The following is a 25767-nucleotide window of genomic DNA, read 5'->3' as shown; positions in this document are numbered from 1 at the left end:
CGTGCTCTTTTTTTGTATCATAATTAGCCTTGAAGAAATTATTATGGAAGATTTTGAACAATTTTTTAAAAAGCAAACGTCTAAGTTGTAGAATTGAAAAGAGGTGAGTGGTCGGTGGAGGAAATTGTAGAACAATATGGAGAATATTTATATCATTTTAGCTATTTATACGTAAAGGATCGTCAAATTGCAGAGGAAATTACACAGGACGTCTTAATGAAGTTTCTATTACATAAAGAAAATTTCCGTAGTGAAGCTTCACTGAAAACCTATTTAACTCGTATAGCGATTAATTGTTGTCATGATGAGCTACGCAAACAAAAGAGAAAAGCACTTCTAACAAAATTAATACCAATCCGTAAAAATGTACCTTCAAGTGAACAAGCATATTTAGAGATAGAAGCTTTCACAACATTAAAACAACATATTTTCGCCTTGCCTGTTCATTATCGTGAGGTCATTATTTTATTTTACTATGAGGAATTTGAGGTATCAGAAATTGCTGATTTACTCATGGTTTCACAAAATACCGTTCGTACAAGAATTCGTCGGGCGAGAGAGCTTTTAAAAAATGATCAGGAATTGGAGGCGCTATTTTATGAAGGAATTTAAAAATCAGCTGAAGCGGGAATTGCAGCAGGATGCACCTTATACAACTGAGCTCAAGCAGCGATTGTTACAGACGAAGCGAAAGCCGAAAAAACGCAATTGGCAAGTACTATCGGTTTCTGTTGCAATGTGCTGTTTAATTGGAATGATAGTATATGCTCAGTTCGCCCCAAAGCAAAGTGTCCAGACAGCGAATGAAGGAGATCCACTATTGCCAATTATTAAGGATGTTACTGCGTTAGAGGTGATTAAACCCAAAACCGCGTATCTACTAGGTGAACAATGGATGCTGCATGGCTTTCGGATGGTGATAGACGAAGAGGCCAAAATTACATATGGAGATTATGTAGCATATTACGGTCCTGAGGGAATCGTTGTATCAACAGTGCTCGGTTTAGCGAATGATTCGGTGACAATGGATGAAGGGCAAATTCGAGTAAATGGTACGATATTAACTGTCCGAGGGCTTGGAAAGAAAATAGGGGAGGCAGAACAGAAAGATCCCTTTAAAAACCCGTATTATTTTTATGAGTGGGGTATACAATTCACACCTTTTGCCAATGAAACGGTAGATACCGCTAAGGACGAGCTGCTTGTTTACAATAAAGAAGACCATCAGCAATTATTAAAAATTAAGGATACTCAACTAGCCGGCAAGGTGACTGCTATTTATGCTCCAGATGAATTAGCGCTTACATTGACACCTGAAGAACAAGCTGTTTATGAGGAATTTAAAACGGATTATGATTTGGAACGCTTGCGTGGTATTTCACCCATTGCGATTACAAAAATGTTTTTATTAAGTGAAAGTGAACAAGATTATGAAACATATGAAGCCCTTTTTACAAATGTTGAAAATAAACACACTATTGAAGTAAAGCAGTATTATGAAACAACAAAAGCTGTCCGTCAACAGTTATATACACCAGAACTAAATCGTTTAATGATTGCAAGTGGCTTTAATGGTATAGAAAAGGCAACCTTTGAAGTGCGCTCAGAAACAGAAGGCTGGGTGGTTTATACTGGGGAAAATGGATTACCTGCAGAAGTGAGAATGGAAAAAAATGAGCAAGGAATATGGCAGCCATCGTTTAGTCGGCCTATTTATATTCCGCTTGAATAAAGAAAAAAGCAGAAACGCAATAAAACGTTTCTGCTTTTTCTTATGATAAGCGACCTTTATAATCTTCAAACTGGAATGAACGAATAACTTTTATTCCTTGTTCATCATTGTACGTGCAAATACTCGGCAAGTTCACACCGTTGAACATATGCGTTTTTACCATTGTATAATGGGCCATGTCAGTAAAGACGATTTTGTCGCCTGCTTTAAGTGGCTCATCGAATGAGTAATCTCCAATAATATCGCCAGCTAAGCATGTCATACCACCTAAGCGGTACGTATATGCTTTTTCATTTGGTTGACCAGAACCGATAATATGTGCGCGGTATGGCATCTCAAGCGTATCCGGCATATGACAAGTAGCAGAAGAGTCTACGATTGCAAGCTCCATACCGTTATGAACGATATCAAGCACTGTTGCTACTAAATAACCTGTATTCAGTGCAATTGCTTCACCTGGCTCTAAAATTACTTTCACATCATATGTTTCCTGAATACGATTAATTAACGACACTAAAAGTTCTACGTTATAACCCGGTTTCGTAATATGATGACCACCACCGAAGTTAATCCATTTCATCTGGTGTAAGTACTTTCCGTATTTTTCTTCAAAATGAACTAAAATACGTTCCAGCACTTCCGCACCCTGCTCACACATAGCGTGGAAATGAATACCTTCCACACCGTCTAGCTCATCTGGCTGGAATGATTCAAACGGGATACCTAAACGTGAATTAATGTAGCATGGATCATAAAGTGGTGTTTCCACCTCTGAATAGCCCGGGTTTACACGTAAGCCGATTGAAATATTTTTCTCATGATTCAACACTTTGTCTTTATATTTATTTAACTGATCAAAAGAGTTAAATACAATATGGTCGACATATGTTAAATATTCATCAATTTCATGTTCTGCATAAGCAGGGGCATAAGCATGTACTTCCTTACCGAATTCTTCATAGCCAAGACGTGCTTCGAATAATGAAGAAGACGTAATGCCAGCTAAATAATTGCGCGCCATCGGAAATGTTGACCACATTGAAAACCCTTTAAGTGCAAGTAAAATATCACAATTTGTACGATCCTGTACAGATTTTAATAGCTTTAAATTGCGCTCGAGTAATCGCTCGTCAACTACGAATGCCGGAGACGGAGCCTGTGACCAATCGATGCCCGTTTCTTCTGCTAAAGCTTCCTCCATAATAGGCTTCTTCATTTTTACATCAGCCATTATTTTGTTACTCCGTTAGAAGTGAATTCTAAGTCGATTAATTCAGGATTTTCAGTTTCGTGCCATGGTAAGCCCCATTTGTTTAAAGCGTCCATGAATGGATCTGGATTGAAGTCTTCCACATTCCATACACCTGGTTTTTGCCATTCGCCGTTCATTACAAGCATAGCGCCGATCATTGCCGGTACACCAGTTGTGTAAGAAATCGCCTGTGAGCCAACTTCTCTGTAGCATTCTTGGTGATCACATACATTGTATACATAGTAAGTTTTTTCTTTACCGTCTTTAATACCGCGAACGATACAGCCGATGTTTGTTTTACCTTTTGTAAGAGGTCCAAGTGTTGCTGGATCTGGTAAAACAGCTTTTAAAAATTGGATTGGCTGAATCATTTGTCCTTGGAATTCGATTGGCTCAATTGAAGTCATACCTACATTTTCTAGAACGTTTAAATGTGTTAAGTATTTTTCGCCAAACGTCATCCAGAAGCGGATTTGTTTTAAACCTTTAATGTTTTTCGCTAAAGATTCTAATTCTTCATGGTATAGAAGGTAGCAATCTTTTTCACCGATTTCCGGTAAGTTATAAACTGTTTTATATTCTAAAGGCTCCGTTTCAACCCACTCGCCATCTTTCCAGAAACGACCGTTCGCAGTAATTTCGCGAATGTTGATTTCCGGGTTGAAGTTTGTTGCGAATGGAAGTCCGTGGTCTCCACCATTAGCATCAACGATATCGATGTAATGAATTTCATCGAAATGATGCTTTTGTGCATGCGCTGTGAATACGCCTGTTACACCTGGGTCAAAACCTGAACCTAGAAGCGCAGTAATGCCTGCTTCTTCAAAACGTTCTTTATACGCCCATTGCCATTTATATTCGAATTTAGCAGTATCTAAAGGCTCGTAGTTTGCTGTATCTACATAATGAGTCTTAGTTGCTAAACATGCATCCATAATAGTTAAGTCTTGATATGGTAAAGCTACATTGATCACCACATCTGGATTAAATCCATTGATTAAGTCAATTAGTTCCTCGGTGTTATCCGCATCCACTTGTGCTGTATGAATAATCGTTTTTCCACCATCTAATTTTTCTTTTAAAGCATCACATTTAGACTTTGTTCGACTTGCGATCATAATCTCTTCGAATACTTCTGAGTTTTGTACACATTTATGTACGACAACGCTAGCTACACCGCCAGCTCCAATAATCAATGCTTTACCCAATTTCTTGTCACGCTCCCAATCTATAATTTAATTGTGTTTCAATTTGAAACAAGATTGATTATATAGAATAGTACGTGACTTAGCAATTATGTTCTCGTATTTTTTTACAAGTTTTAGAGATAATTATAAAAACATGCAAAACATAGTTGTTTTACATGTTAATGAGAAGAATTAATCATTTCAAGCAATAGATAATAATAGCGTAAATTAGCTTTAGTATGCTGAAGGATTTCATAGTAGGAATAACTTTTGAACAGGAACAGGCAAGAGATGAAGACGCAACTCAAATAGAGTGGGTGTTTTAAGCGCTTTGGTTTAGTTAGTATGAATGTTACTGTCAAAACGATTGTAAATAATATAAAGCAACTATAAAAGATTAATGGTAGAACGTTACTTGTAGCCTGTTCAATCAAGCTTCTGAACTGCAACAAGGCTTCAGCAGATTTTTCACTTTCTTTAATCTGCAGAAATTGATCTTCAAACTGAATGTTCCAAAAAATTTTATCGTTTTGTTCTATTATTTCATATTGGTATTGAAGTGCATGCCCTTTTTCACCGGTTGCTGCTTCACTTGAAGCGGAAATAAGAAAGGAACTGAATAGGATAATGGCTAAGACTCGCAACGTTAAAGTCATGATACACCTCTTATTGAATGATTTACTAAATAAAGGTAATTATACTATGATAAAAAAGTAAAGCAAGATGAAAAAACCTAGTGAAATTTGATTTCACTAGGTAATAGACTATTTAACTGTTTGCTTTTGAAGAACAGTATCGCGGTTTGTAACGGCATCAACTGCTTCATATATTGTACTTTCGAAATGGTTCACTTGCAGGGATGTGACACCTTGAATTGTCGTTCCACCTGGAGAGCATACTTGATCGATTAATTGCCATGGGTGGGAGTCAGATTGTAATACCATTTTAGCACTACCCAATACAGAACTTGCTGCAATTTTAAGTGCCATATCTTTTGGCATACCTTCGCGGACAGCAGCACGTGCCAACGAATCAATGTACAGGTAAGTAAAGGCCGGGGAGGCGCAACCAATCGTAGTAAATATTGAAAATAATTCTTCAGGAAGTTCATCAATCGTTCCTACTGTAGCAAACAGCTTTTCAACAATAGCTTTTTGTTCGTCATTTCCTATGATTGTTGAAAAACAGCTTGTAGATGCGCCAATAGTTGAATTTATATTAGGCATGACACGGAAAATAGGCGTCTGTACCCCAAGCTCACGATGTAAATAGTCAAGTGATTTTCCGGCAGCAATCGAAATAACAATATGATTGCTCTTTAAATTTTGTTGAATTGCTGGAATTACTTGATCAAACATTTGAGGCTTTACTGCAATAATAACGACATCTACTTGTGACATGAGATGCTCTATTGAATCTGCAGTTTGGATCCCATATTGGCTGATGAGTGCCTCTGTTTTTTCGATGCTACGATTAATCCCATATACATCTGTAGCATTAAATTGTCCACTTGTAATCATTCCATTAATAATCGCGTTGGCCATGTTTCCAAGACCGATAAATCCGAATTTCATAAATATATCCCACTTTCATTCATTAAAAATATGCATAGCGCTTAGTATACAGCACTGAAAGTTCAATGCAAATAGAACGTATTATCAGCAAAAAAGATCAAAAAAATTCACCATCTTTCTATTTAAGGAAGATGGTGAATGCTATGTACTCTATTATTTTATAAAAAATATGCGTTTTTAATCCCGACAGGCCAGTCGACTAGTTGATCATTGTCGGCTTTTACTTCCAAGACTAATATTTCATTTTCGATCGCTTCTAATAGCCACTCACTGTATAATAACAACGGCTTATCATTTGTTACTAACTTTTTTAGTTCATTATTTGTAATCGTTAAAATTTCGTATTCACAGGTAAGGTGTATGTGCTGAGGTAAAACCGTGATGGATCCAATTTTAATCGTCCCTGGAATTGTTCCTTCGATTTCAATAATATAAGTAGTTACGCTTTGTCCTTTATAATCAACAATCGTTTCCGTTATGAAATCAAATTTTACTGGATACTCTACATCGTTTACAATTGCTGTACTTCGACTTACTACACTAATCGGCAGCTTTTCCAATGAATTTTCGAACCGATTTTTAAAATGTAGCAGTACATTTTCCGATAGTACTACCATAATAGACACTCCTTTTATGAATAGTGGATGTTTTTTACTACGATTATTTACTAAGTAGAATGGGAATATTGAATTAGAGCCTTAAATAATAGCGAGAATTTCAAAAATACTAGTACTTAGTATATAACTTTTTTTAGTATTGTAAATTAATATAAGTATAAATTTTGTGAACATATTGTTGAAATATGGTAACAACGTTAAAATAAGTGCAATTGATAAAGGATGCGAAGATTACCTTTGTCATCAATGGAGTGATTACGATGAAAGAAAACAGTAACAACACAAACAAAAGAAAAGTAATTTTATTTCCGGGTACAGTAGATCGACTATTTAATGAAGCGAAACATTTAGCCGAGACGTTCCATTATAAAGAAGCGAATGAATTATTTGAGCAAGCATTGCTATTAGGAGAAGGGGATGAATTATCACTTAGTGTTTTTGCCTATTCTTTATATGAAGTAAAAAATTTTGAAAGGGCAAAACAAATATGTGAAGAACTATTGGCAATTGGTCCAAGTATGTATTTTGAAGTGATGGAACTTTACTTAACAATTTGTATGCAATTGCGCCAATTTAAACAAGTGGAGAAAATTATTGAATCATTGTTTGATGAAGAGTTAATACCAGAGCATGAAGTCGAAAAGTTTGAGCGTTTAAAAAACTTAAATGCGCATATAGCAGAAAACCAGGAATCTCAGTTACAGTCTCCTCCATTAGCCGATATTGAAGAGAATTTTGATATTATCGCAAGTGAGTTCCTGAAGTTATCTGTACAAGAACAGCTGATGTTGATAAATGAGCTGCCTGAAATGAATATTCGTCCATATATAACAGAAATTAAAGCCGTTATTGAATCAGAAAATGTGCACCCTTTTATTCAAAGTTTGTTGCTTATTTTGCTGGTGGAACAGGAAGTTAATCTGGATTTGAATATAGCTAAATTTAACATGATAAGGGAGATCAATCCGGCAGAATTACCTTTGCCAACAAAAATGCCCCAATATGAGGAAATTGCAGCGATTATAACGGAAACACTATTACAAGAACCCTCTACACTGGAGTTTGTGCAGCAATTAATGGCTAAGCATGCCATTGTCCTTTATCCGTTCGAATGGACTATTTTCCGAAGCGAGGATGTTGCACTAAGTTATATTGAATTTGTTAAATCCATGTTTGGTGAAACTGTGGAAATCAACGGTGAAATAGTAGAATTTTTACAGAACATAGAAAAAATATCAGATTTACAAGAGTAGTGAAAAAAGTTGAAACATTGTTCATCTATGTTATACTAAAATGGTTGTCAAACAATATATATGACGAGTTTGTTTATTCAAACGAATGTTAACTTTGGAGGTAATATATATGTCAGTAAAATGGGAAAAACAAGAAGGTAACGAAGGTTTATTAACTGTTACTGTAGAAGCAGCAGAAGTTGATAAAGCTTTAGACCAAGCTTTTAAAAAAGTAGTAAAACAAATTAACGTACCTGGTTTCCGTAAAGGGAAAATGCCTCGTAATGTATTCGAAAAAATGTACGGTGTAGAAGCTCTTTACCAAGATGCTTTAGAAATCGTTATCAACTCTTCATACCCAGTTGCTTTAGATGAAGCTGGTATTGAGCCAGTTGATTACCCAGAAATCGCTGGTACAGAAAACTTCGCTAAAGGTACTGACTTCACTTACACTGCAACAGTAACTGTGAAACCAGAACCAAAATTAGGCGAATATAAAGGTTTAGAAGTAACTAAACAAGCTACAGAAGTAACTGACGAAGAAGTTCAATCTTTAATCGATGCTCAATTAGCTAAAAAAGCTGAACTTGAAATCAAAGAAGATGAAGCAATCGTTGAAGGCGACACTGCTGTTATCGATTTCGAAGGTTTCGTAGGCGAAGAAGCATTTGAAGGTGGTAAAGGTGAAGATTACGCATTAGAAATCGGTTCTGGATCATTCATTCCAGGTTTCGAAGAGCAATTAGTAGGCGCTAAAACTGGCGAAACTAAAGATGTTGTAGTTACTTTCCCTGAAGAGTACCATGCTGCTGAATTAGCTGGTAAAGAAGCGAAATTCGTAGTAACAGTTAAAGAAGTAAAAACTAAAGTATTACCTGACTTAACAGATGAGTTCGCAAAAGAAATGGACCCAGAAGTTGAAACAGTAGAAGCTTTACGTACAAAATTAAAAGAAACTACTTTAGCTAACAAAGAAGCTGATTCTGAAGCATCATTACGTGATGAACTTGTAGAAAAAGCAGCTGCTAATGCAGAAGTTGAAATTCCACAAGGTATGATCAACACAGAAGTAGACCGTATGGTACAAGAGTTTGGTCAACGCTTACAAATGCAAGGTATGAACTTAGATTTATACTACCAATTCTCTGGTCAAGACGAAGAAGCATTACGCACTCAAATGGCTGAAGAAGCTGCAAACCGTGTTCGTGTAACATTAGTGTTGGAAGCGATTGGTCAAGCAGAAAATATTGAAGTAACTGAAGAAGACATCAATGTTGAGCTTGAAAAAATGGCTGCACAATTTGGTATGTCAAATGACCAAATTTTAACTGCTTTAGGCGGAACAAAAGTTCTTGAGAACGATATCCGTACACAAAAAACAGTTGAATTCCTAGTTGAAAACGCTAAAATTACTAACTAATTTATTTAATTTATTGAAACGTACTTTGTTTAATAACCATGGCTAACTATTAACATTGTCGATTATTATTAGTTTAATCACTGGGCTACCATCTTTTTATATATGAGTTAGCTAGTAATAAATAAATTAAATCAAAATTTTAACAAGGTGCGGTTTTTCCGTGCCTTGTTTTATCACTTAAAAATTTAAAAAGATAATATAGGTTAAATGTGATTTGAATACATACATATAATTGTTAGGGTATTTGAATATTTGTGGAGAAAAAGATACAATAAAATCCAATGAATGTTAAAGCACTAACGTGAAATTCATAAGACATAAATTAAGACAGTAACAATATGCAATCAATTTATTTGATAAAACAACTAGAATCTTGTAAGATTGTTGCTTGAATAGGGGTGAACCAAATTGTTTAAATTTAATGATGAAAAAGGCAATTTAAAATGCTCTTTTTGTGGTAAGCCACAAGAACAAGTTCGTAAACTGGTTGCAGGACCAGGCGTATATATTTGTGACGAATGTATCGAGCTTTGCTCAGAGATCGTAGTAGAAGAACTAGGAATCGAAGAGGAAATTGAGTTCAAAGATATTCCGAAGCCTAAAGAAATTTTAAATATATTAGGTGAATATGTTATCGGACAAGAACGGGCAAAAAAAGCTTTGGCAGTTGCTGTTTATAATCACTATAAACGTATTAATTCAAATTCGAAAATTGACGATGTTGAATTATCGAAATCAAATATTGTTTTAATCGGCCCAACTGGTAGCGGTAAAACTTTACTTGCTCAAACATTGGCACGTATTTTAAATGTACCATTCGCGATTGCTGACGCAACAAGCTTAACTGAAGCAGGTTATGTTGGTGAGGATGTTGAAAATATTCTTTTAAAATTAATCCAAGCTGCTGATTATGATATTGAGCGTGCCGAAAAAGGGATTATTTATATTGACGAGATTGATAAAGTGGCTCGTAAATCTGAAAATCCTTCAATTACACGCGATGTATCAGGTGAAGGTGTACAACAAGCTTTACTTAAAATTCTAGAAGGTACTGTAGCTAGCGTTCCTCCACAAGGCGGTCGTAAGCATCCACACCAAGAGTTTTTACAAATTGATACATCAAACATTCTTTTCATTGTTGGTGGAGCGTTTGATGGAATCGAGACGATTATTAAACGTCGTCAAGGTGAGAAAGTAATCGGATTTGCTTCTACTATAAATAACGGTGTTGATGAAGATGCTTCTATCATGTCCCAATTAATTCCGGAAGACTTATTGAAATTTGGACTTATTCCAGAATTTATCGGTCGTTTACCAGTATTGGCAACGTTAGAGCAGTTAAATGTAGATGCGTTAGTTCAAATTTTAACAGAGCCTAAAAACGCTTTGGCAAAACAATATCAAAAAATGCTAGAACTGGATAATGTTGAGCTTGAGTTTGAAGATGAGGCATTAGTTGAAATTGCAAAATTAGCGATCGAACGTAAAACAGGTGCTCGTGGACTTCGTTCTATTATCGAAGTAACAATGCTGGACGTTATGTTTGAATTACCTTCACGTGAAGACATTAAAAAATGTGTCATCACGGCAGAGACAATTCGTGATAAAGCAGAGCCAAAATTAATTTTGGATGATGGTTCAGTATTGAAAAAAGATGATAACGAAAAAACCTCAGCATAATTTTTGCTGAATGTTTCCAATTATGTAGCTGACTTAGACTTCTTAAGCAAGTCCAAAGTCAGCTTTTTCTTACAAAAAGGATATACATATTGGTTGGATGAAAATTTTATGAATAGCTGACACATACTTATAATGCGGGTTGTTTTTAAGATTTGGATGGAGGTGAATACCCGCGTGACAAAAAAATTATCAAATATGCCAGTTTTACCGTTAAGAGGACTTCTTGTCTACCCAACAATGGTTTTACATATTGATGTTGGTAGAGAACGTTCCATTGCTGCACTTGAACATGCGATGCTTGGAGACAGTATAATCTTTTTAGTAACTCAAAAGGATTTACGTGTTGATTCACCCGTAAAATCAGATCTTTATAAAATGGGTACTTTAGCGAAAGTTAAACAAATGCTAAAGCTTCCAAACGGCACATTACGCATATTGGTTGAAGGTTTAAACCGTGCGGAAATGGTAAGTTACAAAGATGCTGAAAAATTTGCAATTGCAGATTTGGAAATATTTGAAGACGATCAATTTAAAGATTCCGAAACAGAAGCTTTAATGCGTACAGTTCTATCTTATTTCGAAAAATATGCAAAATCATCAAATAAAATTACAACTGAAACAATCGAATCTGTTCTCGATATTGAAGAACCAGGTCGATTAGCGGATGTAATTGCCTCTCATTTACCATTTAAAATTAATGAGAAGCAGGAAGTGTTAGACATCACTAACATTAAGAAACGTTTAGACCACTTAATGATTCGTCTACATGATGAGCAGGAGATTTTAAATCTCGAGAAAAAAATCAGTACAAAAGTGAAGCAAGCGATGGAGCGCACGCAAAAAGAATATTATTTACGTGAGCAAATGAAAGCAATTCAAACAGAGCTTGGTGATCGTGAAGGGAAAACAGGGGAAGTTGCCGACCTTCGCAAAAAAATTGATAGCTCAGGCATGCCTGATTCCACATTAAAAGTGGCGTTAAAAGAGCTTGATCGTTATGAAAAATTGCCTGCTGCAAGTGCAGAAAGTGGTGTTATTCGTAACTATCTGGAATGGCTTGTTTCAATACCTTGGACAGAGAAAACGGAAGACCGTATCGATATTGCTCACGCTGAAGAAGTTTTAAATCGTGATCACGACGGTTTAGAAAAAGTAAAAGAGCGTGTTTTGGAATATTTATCAGTCCGTCAGTTAATGAATTCATTACGCGGTCCTATTCTTTGTTTAGCAGGACCTCCAGGTGTTGGTAAAACAAGTTTGGCACGTTCCATTGCAGAGAGCTTGGATCGTAAATTTGTCCGAGTTTCACTTGGTGGTGTACGTGATGAATCGGAAATTCGCGGTCACCGTCGTACGTATGTAGGTGCTATGCCAGGCCGTATTATTCAAGGAATGAAAAAAGCAGGTACAACAAACCCTGTATTCTTACTTGATGAAATTGACAAAATGTCAAATGATTTCCGTGGTGATCCTTCTGCTGCAATGTTGGAAGTTTTGGATCCTGAGCAAAACAATACGTTTAGCGATCACTTCATTGAAGAGCCATATAACTTGCAGGATGTACTGTTCATTGCAACAGCAAATGATTTAAGCACAATACCTGGCCCACTTCTTGATCGTATGGAAATTATTAATATTGCCGGATATACGGAGTATGAAAAAATTGAAATTACGAAAAACCATTTAATTCCGAAACAAACGAAGGAACATGGTTTAAAGAAAGCTCAATTAGTTATAAAAGACGAAGCAATTACGGATTTGATTCGTTATTATACACGTGAAGCAGGAGTTCGTGGATTAGAGCGACAAGTAGCAACTGTTTGTCGTAAAGCTGCAAAAATCATTGTTTCAGGTGAAAAGAAAAAAGTGACTGTTAGCTCCAAAGTATTAGTGGATATGCTTGGCAAACATCGCTTCCGTTACGGACAAGCAGAGCTTGAAAATCAAGTAGGTGTTGCAACAGGTCTTGCTTACACTACTGTTGGCGGCGATACTTTACAAATTGAGGTTTCATTAACACCTGGTAAAGGAAAACTAATCCTAACAGGGAAGCTTGGAGATGTAATGAAGGAATCCGCACAAATTGCACTATCATTTGTCCGTACATTAACAGATAATTTAGGACTTGATTCAGATTATTTTGATCAACATGATATTCACGTCCATGTTCCAGAAGGCGCAGTGCCAAAGGATGGTCCTTCAGCTGGTATAACGATGACAACAGCCATCGTTTCAGCTATAACTGGAAAAGCAATTAAACGCGAAATTGGGATGACAGGGGAAGTAACTTTAAGAGGTCGGGTATTACCAATCGGTGGCCTAAAGGAAAAATCTTTAAGTGCTCACCGTGCAGGATTAACGACGATTATTATCCCGAAAGACAATGAGCGTGATATTGATGATATTCCAGAAACAATTCGTGAGCAACTCACATTTAAACTAGTGTCACAGGCGGAAGAAGTTCTTGCTCTTGCACTAGATGGAGGTTTTAAAAAGTAATGAAAGTCCATAACGTTGAAATGATCGGCAGTTTTGTCCGACCAGAACAGTTCCCGGAAGACGGGCTACCTGAATTTGCGTTAGCGGGTCGTTCAAATGTCGGCAAATCTTCGTTTATTAATCGTATGATTGGCCGTAAAGCAATGGCACGTATTTCGTCAAAGCCTGGTAAAACGCAACAGTTGAATTTCTATAAAATTGAAGAGCAACTTTATTATGTTGACGTTCCAGGATACGGCTATGCAAAAGTTTCAAAATCAGAACGTGCAGCATGGGGAAAAATGATTGAAAAATATTTCATGGGACGCGACCAATTAAGAGCCGTTGTATTAATTATTGATATTCGTCACAATCCCACTAATGATGACTGTATGATGTATGATTTCTTAAAGCATTATAATATTCCTGTTATCGTAGTAGCGACAAAGGCTGACAAAATCCCGAAAGGTAAATGGGATAAGCATAAAAAGCATGTGCGAGAAACGTTGCAAATGGATAAACAGGATCCATTAATCGTGTTTTCTTCAGAGAAAGGTCTTGGCTTCGAAGAGGCATGGGCTGAAATTGAATCGCGTATGTAATTAAATTAGAACAACTTCGATTAAATTCGGAGTTGTTCTTTTTTGTTTATAAATTTTTAAAAGTCAAACATCCCTTCGCTTTAATTAAAAGGTTACCTTCATCAAAATTATAATAATTACTTGATATTAATATGGATTTGTCGATAAAAATTGTAGGAGGTGCTACATATGGATATCGCAGCTTTAGCAATCTCGATGAAACAAGCGGATTTAATGAAAAATGTTTCAATAGCTGTTACAAAACAATCGATGGAATTTCAAGAACAAAGCATAGAACAATTAATAGAAGTAACGAATGTATCTCACCCAACTCTAGGTCATTCAGTTGATATCTCTATTTAATTAATTAAGACTTACGATGCGAACACTTAGGTAATTTGGTAAACTTAAATAGTTAATGCAGTATTATTTGTAAATTTATACAAATTAAAGAGTGCTTAATTATGAATTGAAAGAAATGAGGTTAAGTAAGACTATTTGAAATAAAAATTAAGGGAAGTAATGAATGAGGAGGAGAAACAATTGCTTAAAAAAATAGTAACACTGTTGACAGCAATTACACTTGCTTTAGCAATTCTACCGCTAGGTCAACAAGCTGAAGCATCTACTACATATACCTTTATGAAAGCAAATTATAATGAAACTGAAGATAAGAATGGAACGGTGACGCGTACATTAAAAAGCGTCACTTTAAAAAATAGTTCTGGAAAAACAGCAACATTAAGCCTTTCAAATACAGGTAAATTCTATATTAATAATACGCTGACAAATATAGCTGGTTTTAAAGCGGGTATGAATGTCACGATTAAACTAAAATCAGGTAAGATCACTGAATTACGCGGTTCTACAAATGACGGGGACGGTTCAATTGTTGAAAATAGTAAACAAATATCAGGTGTAGTTACCCAAATCGATCCAAACGGTCTACAAGTCCGCGTAAAGGTAGATGGGGCATCGACGAAAACGTTTACTGTAACTAATAATACAGAAGTGTTTAAAGGGAAATCTTTTGTAGATATTAGTACCCTATATGTAGGGGACCGTGTACGTTTAAAATTTGCTACAGCCAATACATCTCGTATTGCCGAGATTAATATTATGAGTACAGCCAACATGGTTGCAGATTTATACAAAGCAAATTTAAATACGGTAAATACTAATAAAAATACAATAAATGTTCAAAATGCCCATACTTTATTGAATTGGCGTTTCGGAACTGGAAACATAAAAACAAAGGCTACTTTCAACTTTACTAATAATACAACCATTTATGCAGGGAATAAAAAAATATCAAAAAATCAATTGAAAAACTATAACAACAGCGATATTTATTTTGTAACAAAAGAACAGTTTAATAAAGAAGTTATCGATAAAATTATTGTATTAGCCAAAAATGAACGTACATTCTATCAACCAATTAATCGTGTGAATATTGGTGTAAATGTGCTGGAATTAAAAAATACACAGAAATTAAATTATCATAATGGATCGATTTTAATACGCAACGGTCGATTAGTAGAACCTGAAGGATTAATCGCATTGGATTTAGCACAAAAACCTATTTCTACAACAGCCTTTGTATTAACGGATGGTGGTGCGAAAAGTGACTATGCGCATATTGTAAATGTTACAAATGATGCGTTTTTAGCGCCGAATTTATCAAAATACCAACTTTACTTTGGCCGAATAGATGTCGCAGATTTATACGCATATGAAGTGGACTTATCTGATTTGCAACGTTTTGATAATCATTTCTGGAGTTCAGATAATCAAATTTCCCAATTTGGATACAGCAATTCTACAATTGCATCTGAACTGGATGGGACAAAGCAATTTAAAGTAATACCTGAATTGGACTTAGATTTATATGATAATTATACAAACTCGCCAAATCCTTATTATGCATACTTCTATGTAAAGGATGGACATATTCAAGGCATTCACTTTGTTCCAAATGAAAGATTGGCAACGTTAACTTTGACAGGACGAGTAAGCTCGGTGAACTTCAATACGAAAAAGATTTCAGTTATTAATAGTAGCCAGTGGGGGAACGACGGCCATTGGAACTTCCGATACGGTTCACTTACATTAGACTTATCCAAAGCAATGATTGTTAAAGATGGAAAAGTGGTTGATATTGAGGAAATTAATAAAGGAAGTCAAGTAACAGCTGTTGCACGTTCGACATCTGATGTGTATGTACTACTTATAAACTAAACTGATAAGGCATGTGGGATGTGCCTCTCACATGCCAATACTATTTTGCGGAATAATTTAAGGAAATGAGGACGAATTTGTGAGGAAAAAGTTTAACTTAAACTTTGTAGCAGCATGTTCATTTTTAATTATAGTACTACTCGTCCACCCGTCGAGTAGTTCAGCCCAGTCAATCGATTTAACAGGTGGAGTTAAAAATGAGTATGAATACGAAGAGTATTTCTTTTTAACAGGGAAACCAATTAAATTTACGGGAACTAATAAAAACGTTTCTGTAAACAAAACAGAGCGTCAAGGTAAATTAACTGAAACATATAAATTTACGTTAACAGGACCAAGTGGAGAAAAATTAACGAGAAACTTTACGTATACATATGATGTAACAAACTATGACCAGGTCGGTCAAAGTTCAGCGACTGGTAGCGTAACAAAATTTACAGAAAAAATTACTATTGGTGACCGTACATTTACATTAGCGGATTACCAACTTTCAAAAAGTACAATTACAGACAAGCGTCCAGCATCTGACTATTACTCTGGAGAAGCGATTGCCCGTAAAACATATACCGAATCGACAGGTCGAGGAAAAGATGCAGTAACAAAAACAATTACAGTAGAGGCAAGCAGCCGAAATGAAGGATATGAAAACTTCTGGGGTGCCACTGAAACTCAAATTACCGATTTTGAAATTGTGTATGAAGATGGCTCAATCGGAACGGTAAAAAACAAAGTTTCTACAGCTAAATCACGCACTTTGGACTTCAATCAAAGTGATGCTACTTTATCCAGCTTTAACGGCAACTATAAAACAGTTAGCTCGGCAGATTCATTATCTGAATATGAATACGATTTACCTGCCGGAAGAGGAAAAGTGGCAAGTAGCATTGACTATATGCCAAAGCTAGAAATGCTGAAGATCCCAAAATTCCGTGATTTATCAACAAATTGGGCACGTGAACAAATTGAAAAATTATATTCGCTTGGGATTTTGGAGGATCAATCCAACTTCTTCTCTCCTAATACACCAGTGCAACGTTTAGACTTTGCCATTGCAATCGGTAAAGCAATAGACCTGCGTGTATTGGAAGAGCAAAACAATCGCCGTCCTACTTCCCAGCCGACCATTTTTAAAGATGTAAAGCGCACTACGAAAGATCACAATTATTTAGTTGCAGCAGTGAATAAAGGGGTTATTAAAGGGACGACACCGAATACTTTTGACCCTGATGGATTTTTAACACGTCAGCAAGCAGCGACAATTTTAGTACGTGCCCTTGGTTTAGAAGGAAAAGCACCAGATCCAGGCTATACAACGGATTATAAAGATGACTACAGAATTACAGATTATGCACGAGATGCCGTATATGTAGCGACACAGTTAGGGTTAATGTCCGGCAGCAACGGTTATTTTAATCCGAAAGATACGTTAACACGTGCACAATCTTCGGCAATCATTGAACGATTTTTACGCTATTTAGAAAACGATTTAAAAGAAAACTACCGTGACAATATTCTGTTCTTTAACTAAGGAGTTGCAAAAATGAATAAAATGAAGAAACTAATGGCGATGTTGCTATCTTGTCTTCTAGTTCTCTCTTTAGCTTTTCCATTTGGTCCGATAGAGGTGGAAGCAGCAAACAAGCAAATTTCGGATATTGCTAAATCTAATTCGAAATATAAAGCGGCTAAATGGGCAGTAGACAAGGATTATATGCAATTATATGGCGGGAACAAATTCCAATCTGGCACTCTCGTTATGGAATGGCAAATGCTTCAGTTTTTAGCGAAGTTGGATAGTAATTATCATTTCAATACGAACAATAAGGATATGTTATATGAATATTACAGTGAGTTGAATATACCGCTATATGGAGCAGACAATCCATCAAAGCGTAATGCAAACATTTCCAGAGGTCATTTTGCCCGCTTATATGCAGCAGTTAATGGTTTAGATTTATCGGAAGTACAAGCAGTTCAATATTTATATATGAATGAAATTACTACTGGAACATCTGGTAAGCGCACATTTGAAGATTATAAGCCGACCCGCAATATTAACCGAGGAGATATGGCCGTTTTTATGTATCGAATTAATCAGCAAGGGAAAATGGCTATAGAAGGATTATCAAGCGCTCCTACTGGTAAGGACAATAATAAGATAACGTTGCCAACAAACTTTATTGAAAGTAAAGATGGAACGGTAACCATTCCAACAAAGCCAGGCAAAAATCCGGATGATAAAACGACTAGACCGGACGTTTACAAAGCTGTAAAAGACATTAAAGTAGCAAAAGAAGAACTTACTGCCAACGGTCTGGATTCCTCTTTAATTACAATTAACTTGCGCGATAGCTATGGCAATGACATTTCATATGATGAATCGCTTGCGTTTAAAGTTACCTCTGTAGCTGGAGCGAAAGTATCGGAAACGAACACGAGTACAAGTGGACAATCGACAGTAGTATATACAGATGGCCCTCAGTTAAATGTATATGTGACAGCACCGGCACTTACAAAGTCGGTAGTTGATACGATTCGCTTTGAAATGGTCAATCCAACGGAGAAATACCACACATATAAAAATCAAGTCATTGAAGTATCGATGCGATATGTACCAAAAGCAGAGCTTCGCATCACGTATGAAGTGTTTGATCCAGAGCAGACAGAATGGAACGGCGGTACGGTTGATCCTGGAGTAAAACCATTGCCAGCTTTACCACAAGGTGTAGTTGGAACAACGACTGTACCATATACACCAAATGGGATTATTACAATTACCGATTATGACGAAGATATAAAAGTAATGACAGGCTCTAAATGGGAATCTTATACGACATCCGATGGTAAGTTAACACAAGGGCAAGTCACTTCAAAGGAAATACAATACGGAAATGCCGACTTGAAATTAGAAGGCCAAATTATTTCTGTTTGGTTATTTGAACAAATTTTAGATTATATGATTGAAGGACCGAAAGATGAATCTTCATGGGGCGGTCTAGGAAATGCGAAAGTAATGTACACAGTAAATAATGAAGGACGAGCAACATACGATCTTCAAGGCGTTATGAGTGAAGAAGATACAGTTCCCTTCAATTCTATGCTACATGCTGTCATTATTTATTTAACAGGCAAGTTTTTACCGATTGCAGATCAAATTACATTAGCGCATGAAGAATCGGTCGAAGTAATAAAAGCAATGTACGATCGCTTAGGACAAATCGATAAAAATTTACTGCGAAAAGATTATGCAGACCTAATCGGAAAACTGGAAGGAGCTGTATCAAAAATTGCCGTTTTACAGGCAGGGAAAGAATTACAACAACGTCCGGAAGGCATGGATCGATATACAAAAGTTATTGTCAATTTAGTAGCGCCAAGTGGTGTTATTATTACTGATTATAAAGGAACAGTAGAAGTATCGTTCAATGGGAAAACTCGTGTTGTATCATTTGATACAAATACAAAAGACTACAATAATAACACAGGTAGCCGCGGATCTGCAGTTGTATACTTTGATGATATTCTATACGGCAATTCACAGGTAAAAGCACGATTGATTGACTTGGATCCACGCTATGATAAAGTTTTTCAAGGACTGAAAAATACGACTGTTACACAATCTGTATTTTCAAATCCACGTTTTGAAAATAATTTATGTGCAGTTGAATCTGAAGTTATGTTTGTTGTAGATCATTCAGGATCGATGAAAGTACGAGATGCGAAAAACTATACAGCAGACAAAGTGAAACAGACGGTGAAGCAAATTGGAGCGAATCCGAGTCATGTGTATCGATTCAGCAATCGTTCAAACCATGAAGCAACAGATACAGCAGCAATCGTTTCAGGTATTGATAGCTTACTGAGCTATAAAAATGAGAATCGTTCGACGAATATTGTATCAGCATTAAAAACGGCAGTGAATAATTTCACTACGAATCAATATACAAATAAGGCAATTGTATTGGTAACGGATGGCTATTCAAATAGTAATGGCTTAGATGAGGTTATCCGAATGGCAAAAGAAAAGGGAATTGCGATTCATACTGTTTCAGTTGGCTCATACACAACTGTGAATGAAAAGTTATTGAAAGATATATCATCTGAAACAAAAGGTACGTATCAAAACATTTCAACAATCGAGAATTTACATGGCTCTTTACAATCGATTATTACTACGATTTTATGTAAAACTCCAACTTTGAATAATAGTTGTTTAGTAGGGGACACAATCTTTAATCGTACAGATGTACGTATAGAAGAACGTGTAACAATTCTCGCGGATGTAAATACAGGCTGTGAAAATGTAAAAGCGGTGCGTGTCGTATTTATTTCGCCTAGTGGAGATGTGCGTTATGATTTACCTGAACGTGGTTCATCGCGCTTTATGCATCGACCGCAATTGTATGAATTCCCTGAATTTGATTTATACGTAGAAGTTGAATTCCAAGCTCTAGATGAATCAGGAAACGTTATCGCGACAAAAATTCATAATATGTGACAAATTAGAAGCTCATTGCATAAGTGAGCTTCTTTTTCGGTTTGTATGATTGAAATCTATGTCGAACTTTGTTAAACTTACATTAGAATAATTCTAATTTAACTTTTTGAAATTAGGGTATATATCATCGTAGCAAAAAATTTTTTAACTCTTACCGATCAAAAATCGGAAAAGAGGATTTGATTTATCATATTCAGCAAATACTTTCATAGCATGTTCACAAACTAAACGTGAGTCATGCTACCTTTATGTTACAATAGAATCTATGAATTAGAACGTGTGAGGTGTAGAGGTTCATGCATACATTAGTAGTAGGCTTGAATTATAAAACAGCGCCAGTAGAAATTCGTGAAAAGTTATCGTTTATCGAATCGGATCTTCCGAATGCTATGGAGGCGCTACAAAAGCAAAAAAGCATATTAGAAAACGTAATTATCTCTACTTGTAACCGTACAGAAATTTATGCGGTTGTTGATCAATTACACACTGGCCGCTATTATATTAAACAATTTTTGGCTAACTGGTTTAACATCCCAATGGAGCAATTCGAGGATCATTTATTCATTTATGAAGAGGATGAGTCGTTAAACCACCTATTCCGTGTAACGGCTGGTATTGATTCGATGGTATTGGGCGAAACACAAATTTTAGGACAAGTTAAAAAGAGCTTTTTACAAGGTCAAGAAATTGGTACTACTGGAACCGTTTACAACCAGTTATTTAAACAAGCAGTTACATTTGCTAAACGCGCCCATAGTGATACAGCGATTGGTGAAAATGCTGTATCTGTTTCATATGCAGCCGTAGAACTTGCAAAGAAAATTTTCGGTTCTTTACAAAATAAACATGTTGCAATTTTAGGTGCAGGTAAGATGGGTGAATTGGCGATTCAAAATCTATATGGCAACGGTGTAGGTAAAGTAACGGTTATTAATCGTACATTTGAAAAAGCCCAAAATTTAGCATCGAAATTCGATGGTAAGGCAAAAGCAATGAATGAATTACAATGTACTCTTTTAGAAGCGGATATTTTAATCAGTTCTACAGGAGCAACAGATTATGTCATTGATTACGATCTAATGAAGGACGTTGCAAAATTCCGTAAGGGTGACCCATTATTTATGGTCGATATTGCAGTACCACGAGATTTAGATCCGCGTATTGGCGATGTACCGAATATTTTCCTGTATGATATTGATGATTTACAAGGAATTGTACAAGCGAACTTGGCGGAGCGTGAGCGTGCGGCATATGAAATTATGACGATGATTCATAACGAAATTATACAATTCAAAGATTGGTTTAATACGCTTGGTGTCGTTCCGGTTATTTCTGCATTGCGTAAAAAAGCGTCATCTATACAGGAAGAAACGATGATGAGCATTGAAAATAAGATGCCAAACTTAACGGAACGTGAGCGTAAAATAATTAATAAACATACGAAGTCAATTATTAATCAGTTGCTGAAAACACCGATTCTTCAAGCAAAAGAGCTTGCCAATGACAAAGATGCAGAAGCACAGCTAGCACTATTCCAACAAATTTTCGGGATTGAAGATGAAGTGCAGCAAGAAGTACAGCAGATGCATGTTGTCAAACCAACTTCCAACAAAAAAGTTAAAGAAGTAAACTTAAGTCCGGGTTTAACTTATTAATTGAACAATAGCCAATAGACATTGAGCCTTACCAAATGAACATAAGCGTTTTCGTATCTATATGGTAAAATCATAGATACCGAAAGCGCTTTTTTCATAAGTGGGTTTTAGTTTTAAACAGGAGTAGGGTGCATATGACAGAACTAGTAATGACAAGATTATATGAGCTCATGATTATTCTCTACGGGCTTTGTATCGTACTGTATTTTACTGATTATCTTTATAAAAATGTGAAATTCAGACGTGTTGCGTTTTGGTTTGTTTCGATAGTGTGGATATTGCAAATATTATTTATTGTATTGTTTATTTTCGAAACAAAACGATTCCCAATTTTGTCTCTGTATGAGGGTGTATTCTTTTATGCGTGGCTTCTAACTACGCTGTCGATCGTGCTACATTGTATTGCCCGTGTCGACTTACCGGTATTTTTTATAAATGTATTGAGCTTTATATTTATGACAATCCATTTATTTGCACCTCAATCAAACGCTCAAATTGTGAGTGATTCTTTAGTCTCGGAAATGTTATTGATCCATATTAGCTTTGCGATTATGTCTTACGCCGCTTTTTCTGTGGCGTTTGTCTTTTCGCTACTATATATAATTTTATATCGAATCTTAAAGCGGAAAAAATTAAATAATTTGTGGTCAAGATTGCCAAGTTTGCAACAAATGGTTAAATGGATTAATCTATCGACAATAATCGGAATTCCATTGCTGCTTATAAGTTTAATTTTAGGGTTGGAATGGGCATTTTTAACATTAGAGAATGTTTCTATTTTTGATGTTAAAATTTTAGGCTCTTTCATCGTATCCGTTATTTACTTAATTATTTTCTTGCTGCATCGAAGAGGTAGGTTAGTTGGGACGACTTATGCACAAGTGCATGTTGGGTTATTTCTGCTCGTCGTCATTAATTTCTTCCTTGGCAGCAAACTATCAAATTTCCATCTATGGGTTTAACAGAAAGGTCGGAGTATATTGAGAAAAATTATTGTAGGATCTCGTAGAAGTAAATTAGCATTAACACAGACAAATTGGTTCATTAATGAATTAAAGGCTGCAGGCGTTCCTTTTGATTTTGAGGTAAAGGAAATTGTCACAAAAGGAGATCGGATTTTAGATGTTCAGCTTTCTAAAGTTGGGGGTAAAGGTCTTTTTGTAAAGGAAATCGAACAAGCTTTATTTGATAAGGAAATCGATTTTGCAGTGCACTCTATGAAGGATATGCCGGCAGTATTACCGGAAGGTCTTGTAATCGGCTGTATCCCACCGCGTGAAGATGCGCGCGATGCCTTTATTTCAAACGGTCATGTGAAATTTGCCGATTTACCAAAAGGGGCAGTTGTCGGTACAAGCTCATTACGCCGAAGCGCCCAGTTATTACACGTGCGTCCAGACCTAGAAATTAAATGGATTCGTGGAAATGTGGACACGCGCCTAAACAAATTAAAAACAGAAGGCTTTGATGCGATTATTTTGGCGGCAGCTGGCTTAAAACGCCTTGGTTGGAGCGATGATGTCGTAACTGAATATTTAGACACAGATATTTGTCTACCAGCAGTTGCGCAAGGCTCGTTAGGTATTGAGTGTCGTGCAGATGATACAGAGCTTCTTGAACAATTAGCGAAACTAACAGATCAGACAACGTGGAAAACAGCACATGCAGAGCGCTCATTTTTAGCGGCAATGGATGGCGGTTGCCAAGTTCCGATTGCAGGCTATGCAGTAGCGGATGGAGAAACACTTACTTTAACAGGTTTAGTAGCAGCACCAGATGCTTCTGTGACATATAAAGAAACATTAACGGGCACAAATGCTGATGAATTAGGTAAAGCAGTTGCCGCAAAATTAACAGAGCAGGGCGCCTTTGATTTAATTCAAAAAGTAAAGGCTGAGCTTGATGCCGAGTAATGCTCTTTTAGGAAAGACGATTATTATTACAGGTTCATCTGTTGTACAGTCAGTACAGCAATTAATTGAGCAACATGGTGGGAAAGTATATAATTATCCATTAATCGAAACTGCTGAAATAGTTTCGGATGAAGATAGCATATATACGGCTAACCTCGACTCGTATCAATGGTTAATTTTTACGAGTCAAAATGCCGTGACAAGCTTTATTAATAAGTGTGAGCGCAGTAGAATAAAGATCCCATCGTCTATAAAAGTCGCAGCTGTCGGAGAAAAAACAGCTACACTTTTACAGCAGCACGGCTATTCAATTCACTTTATGCCGACTGTTTACAGTGCCGATGTATTCGTTAAGGAATTTGTTATGGACCCAACAGAACGTGCATTATTTTTACGAGGCTCGATGGCGAAAAGTACAATACATGATGGCACTGGTGCAGACGAATGGACAGTTTATGAAACACGTCCTTGTACAACTTATTTACAAGAGCTTGAACAATGCATACTTGAACACGAAGAACCAATTGTTATTTTTGCAAGTCCATCTGCAGTTGACATTTATGCTGAGCATATTGTTCCGAATGTGGACTGGCGATATGTTAAATTTGGCTCAATTGGTCATGTGACAACGTCCGCCCTTGCTAAATATGGGGTGGAACCAATTGTACAACCGAAAATCTATACGATGCAGGCTGTTATTGAGCAGCTCATCCTGGAGGAACAGAAAAAATGACAGAACTTTATTTCCAGCGTCACCGTCGCCTACGTCAAAGTGCAGCGATGCGTGCCCTAGTAAAAGAAACATACTTACAAAAAGAAGATTTAATTTATCCATTATTTATTATTGAAGGCGAAAATATTAAAAATCCTGTTAGTTCTATGCCAGGTGTATTTCAATTATCACTGGATAAGTTAGCTGCCGAAGTGGATGAAATTGTTGAGTTAGGTATTCAGGCGGTACTTCTATTTGGTATTCCGGCTGAAAAGGATGCTGTAGGTACCGGCGCTTACCATGACCACGGAATTGTTCAAAAAGCGACTCGCTTAATTAAGGAGCGTCACCCTAATCTTTTAGTAGTAGCAGACACTTGTTTATGTGAATTTACTGACCATGGTCATTGTGGTGTAATTGAAGGAGAGCAAGTCTTAAATGATCCATCACTTGATGTGCTGGCTCGTACTGCTGTTTCTCAAGCGAAAGCAGGTGCTGATATTATAGCACCATCGAACATGATGGACGGTTTTGTTGTGGCAATTCGTGCAGGATTAGATGCAGCAGGATTCCAGCATATACCGATCATGTCATATGCAGTGAAATACGCATCAAGCTATTATGGTCCATTCCGTGAAGCAGCTGAAGGCGCTCCTCAATTTGGTGACCGTAAAACGTATCAGATGGATCCTTCAAATCGAATGGAAGCAATTCGTGAAGCAACTTCAGATGTAGAAGAAGGAGCAGATTTCCTTATAGTTAAACCAGCACTAGCATATATGGATATTATTCGCGATGTGAAAAATACCTTCCCTGTGCCAGTAGTTGCGTATAACGTTTCAGGGGAATATTCGATGGTAAAAGCCGCTGCACAAAATGGCTGGATAGATGAAAAGGCTGTAGTACTTGAGACATTATTAGGTATGAAGCGTGCAGGTTCGGACTTAATTATTACGTATCATGCAAAAGACGTTTGTCGTTGGCTGGAGGAAAAATAA

Annotated in this window: 21 protein-coding genes; 16 read left to right on the top strand and 5 right to left on the bottom strand. The window is 36.5% G+C overall.

The features are described from left to right. Nucleotides 1-114: 114 nt before the first annotated feature. A complete protein-coding gene (locus tag H9635_RS11305; RefSeq protein ID WP_191700387.1) occupies nt 115-612 on the top strand; it encodes an RNA polymerase sigma factor in 498 nt (165 codons plus the stop codon). Beyond that, nucleotides 599-1732 (top strand): hypothetical protein, encoded by a 1134-nt coding sequence (locus tag H9635_RS11300; RefSeq protein ID WP_191700386.1) that lies wholly within the window; start codon nt 599-601, stop codon nt 1730-1732. Before H9635_RS11305 ends, H9635_RS11300 begins: the two co-directional genes overlap by 14 nt. 40 nt (nt 1733-1772) lie before the next feature. On the opposite strand, the gene nspC is transcribed toward H9635_RS11300, so the two are convergent. The 5 genes from nspC to H9635_RS11275 all read right to left on the bottom strand — a co-directional run bounded on the left by nspC (nt 1773) and on the right by H9635_RS11275 (nt 6362). Continuing rightward, nucleotides 1773-2963 (bottom strand): carboxynorspermidine decarboxylase, encoded by a 1191-nt coding sequence (gene nspC / locus H9635_RS11295; protein ID WP_191700385.1) that lies wholly within the window; start codon nt 2961-2963, stop codon nt 1773-1775. Beyond that, nucleotides 2963-4192, bottom strand: coding sequence for a saccharopine dehydrogenase family protein (locus tag H9635_RS11290; RefSeq protein WP_191700384.1), 1230 nt, complete (start codon nt 4190-4192; stop codon nt 2963-2965). Before H9635_RS11290 ends, nspC begins: the two co-directional genes overlap by 1 nt. Before the next feature lie 158 nt (nt 4193-4350). Beyond that, nucleotides 4351-4827 carry a hypothetical protein gene (locus H9635_RS11285; RefSeq protein ID WP_191700383.1) on the bottom strand — a complete coding sequence of 159 codons (477 nt, stop codon included), beginning with the start codon at nt 4825-4827 and terminating at the stop codon, nt 4351-4353. Between the two features lie 108 nt (nt 4828-4935). After that, entirely contained in the window at nt 4936-5745 is an 810-nt protein-coding gene (gene proC, locus H9635_RS11280) for a pyrroline-5-carboxylate reductase (protein WP_191700382.1), read from the bottom strand. Nucleotides 5746-5903: 158 nt separating this feature from the next. Continuing rightward, nucleotides 5904-6362: a hypothetical protein gene (locus tag H9635_RS11275; protein ID WP_191700381.1), complete on the bottom strand. Its 459-nt coding sequence runs from the start codon at nt 6360-6362 to the stop codon at nt 5904-5906. 260 nt (nt 6363-6622) lie between these two features. On the opposite strand from H9635_RS11275, the gene H9635_RS11270 reads away from it, so the two are divergent. The 14 genes from H9635_RS11270 (at nt 6623) to hemB (ending at nt 25767) form a co-directional block, all read left to right on the top strand. Further along, nucleotides 6623-7615 (top strand): DUF3196 domain-containing protein, encoded by a 993-nt coding sequence (locus H9635_RS11270; protein ID WP_191700380.1) that lies wholly within the window; start codon nt 6623-6625, stop codon nt 7613-7615. 109 nt (nt 7616-7724) lie between these two features. Further along, nucleotides 7725-9014 carry a trigger factor gene (gene tig / locus H9635_RS11265; protein WP_191700379.1) on the top strand — a complete coding sequence of 430 codons (1290 nt, stop codon included), beginning with the start codon at nt 7725-7727 and terminating at the stop codon, nt 9012-9014. 408 nt (nt 9015-9422) lie between these two features. Further along, nucleotides 9423-10694 carry an ATP-dependent protease ATP-binding subunit ClpX gene (gene clpX, locus H9635_RS11260; protein ID WP_191700378.1) on the top strand — a complete coding sequence of 424 codons (1272 nt, stop codon included), beginning with the start codon at nt 9423-9425 and terminating at the stop codon, nt 10692-10694. 156 nt (nt 10695-10850) lie between these two features. Then, nucleotides 10851-13193 carry an endopeptidase La gene (gene lon / locus H9635_RS11255; RefSeq protein WP_191700377.1) on the top strand — a complete coding sequence of 781 codons (2343 nt, stop codon included), beginning with the start codon at nt 10851-10853 and terminating at the stop codon, nt 13191-13193. Continuing rightward, nucleotides 13193-13774, top strand: a complete 582-nt coding sequence (yihA, locus tag H9635_RS11250; RefSeq protein ID WP_191700376.1) for a ribosome biogenesis GTP-binding protein YihA/YsxC — start codon at nt 13193-13195, stop codon at nt 13772-13774. The genes lon and yihA overlap by 1 nt, the downstream gene beginning before the upstream one ends. Before the next feature lie 168 nt (nt 13775-13942). Continuing rightward, complete coding sequence (locus tag H9635_RS11245) at nt 13943-14116, top strand: YjfB family protein (protein ID WP_191700375.1); 174 nt, start codon at nt 13943-13945, stop codon at nt 14114-14116. A 180-nt stretch (nt 14117-14296) separates the two neighbouring features. After that, entirely contained in the window at nt 14297-15991 is a 1695-nt protein-coding gene (locus H9635_RS11240) for a phosphate ABC transporter ATPase (RefSeq protein WP_191700374.1), read from the top strand. Nucleotides 15992-16070: 79 nt separating this feature from the next. Beyond that, the gene (locus tag H9635_RS19490; protein WP_191700373.1) at nt 16071-17519 is read left to right on the top strand and encodes an S-layer homology domain-containing protein; all 1449 of its coding nucleotides are present in this window, start codon (nt 16071-16073) and stop codon (nt 17517-17519) included. Nucleotides 17520-17531: 12 nt separating this feature from the next. Next, on the top strand, nt 17532-20489 hold the full coding sequence (locus tag H9635_RS11230; protein WP_191700372.1) for a VWA domain-containing protein: 2958 nt from the start codon (nt 17532-17534) through the stop codon (nt 20487-20489). 296 nt (nt 20490-20785) lie between these two features. Beyond that, the gene (gene hemA / locus H9635_RS11225; RefSeq protein ID WP_191700371.1) at nt 20786-22144 is read left to right on the top strand and encodes a glutamyl-tRNA reductase; all 1359 of its coding nucleotides are present in this window, start codon (nt 20786-20788) and stop codon (nt 22142-22144) included. A gap of 134 nt (nt 22145-22278) precedes the next feature. After that, nucleotides 22279-23106 carry a cytochrome c biogenesis protein CcsA gene (gene ccsA / locus H9635_RS11220; RefSeq protein ID WP_191700370.1) on the top strand — a complete coding sequence of 276 codons (828 nt, stop codon included), beginning with the start codon at nt 22279-22281 and terminating at the stop codon, nt 23104-23106. A gap of 18 nt (nt 23107-23124) precedes the next feature. Next, entirely contained in the window at nt 23125-24057 is a 933-nt protein-coding gene (hemC, locus tag H9635_RS11215) for a hydroxymethylbilane synthase (protein ID WP_191700369.1), read from the top strand. Next, nucleotides 24047-24790 (top strand): uroporphyrinogen-III synthase, encoded by a 744-nt coding sequence (locus H9635_RS11210; RefSeq protein ID WP_191700368.1) that lies wholly within the window; start codon nt 24047-24049, stop codon nt 24788-24790. The genes hemC and H9635_RS11210 overlap by 11 nt, the downstream gene beginning before the upstream one ends. After that, entirely contained in the window at nt 24787-25767 is a 981-nt protein-coding gene (hemB, locus tag H9635_RS11205) for a porphobilinogen synthase (RefSeq protein WP_191700367.1), read from the top strand. The genes H9635_RS11210 and hemB overlap by 4 nt, the downstream gene beginning before the upstream one ends.

The sequence above is a fragment of the Solibacillus faecavium genome, assembly GCF_014836905.1.
Lineage (GTDB): Bacteria > Bacillota > Bacilli > Bacillales_A > Planococcaceae > Solibacillus > Solibacillus faecavium.
This window is presented reverse-complemented; position numbering and strand designations above follow the sequence as displayed.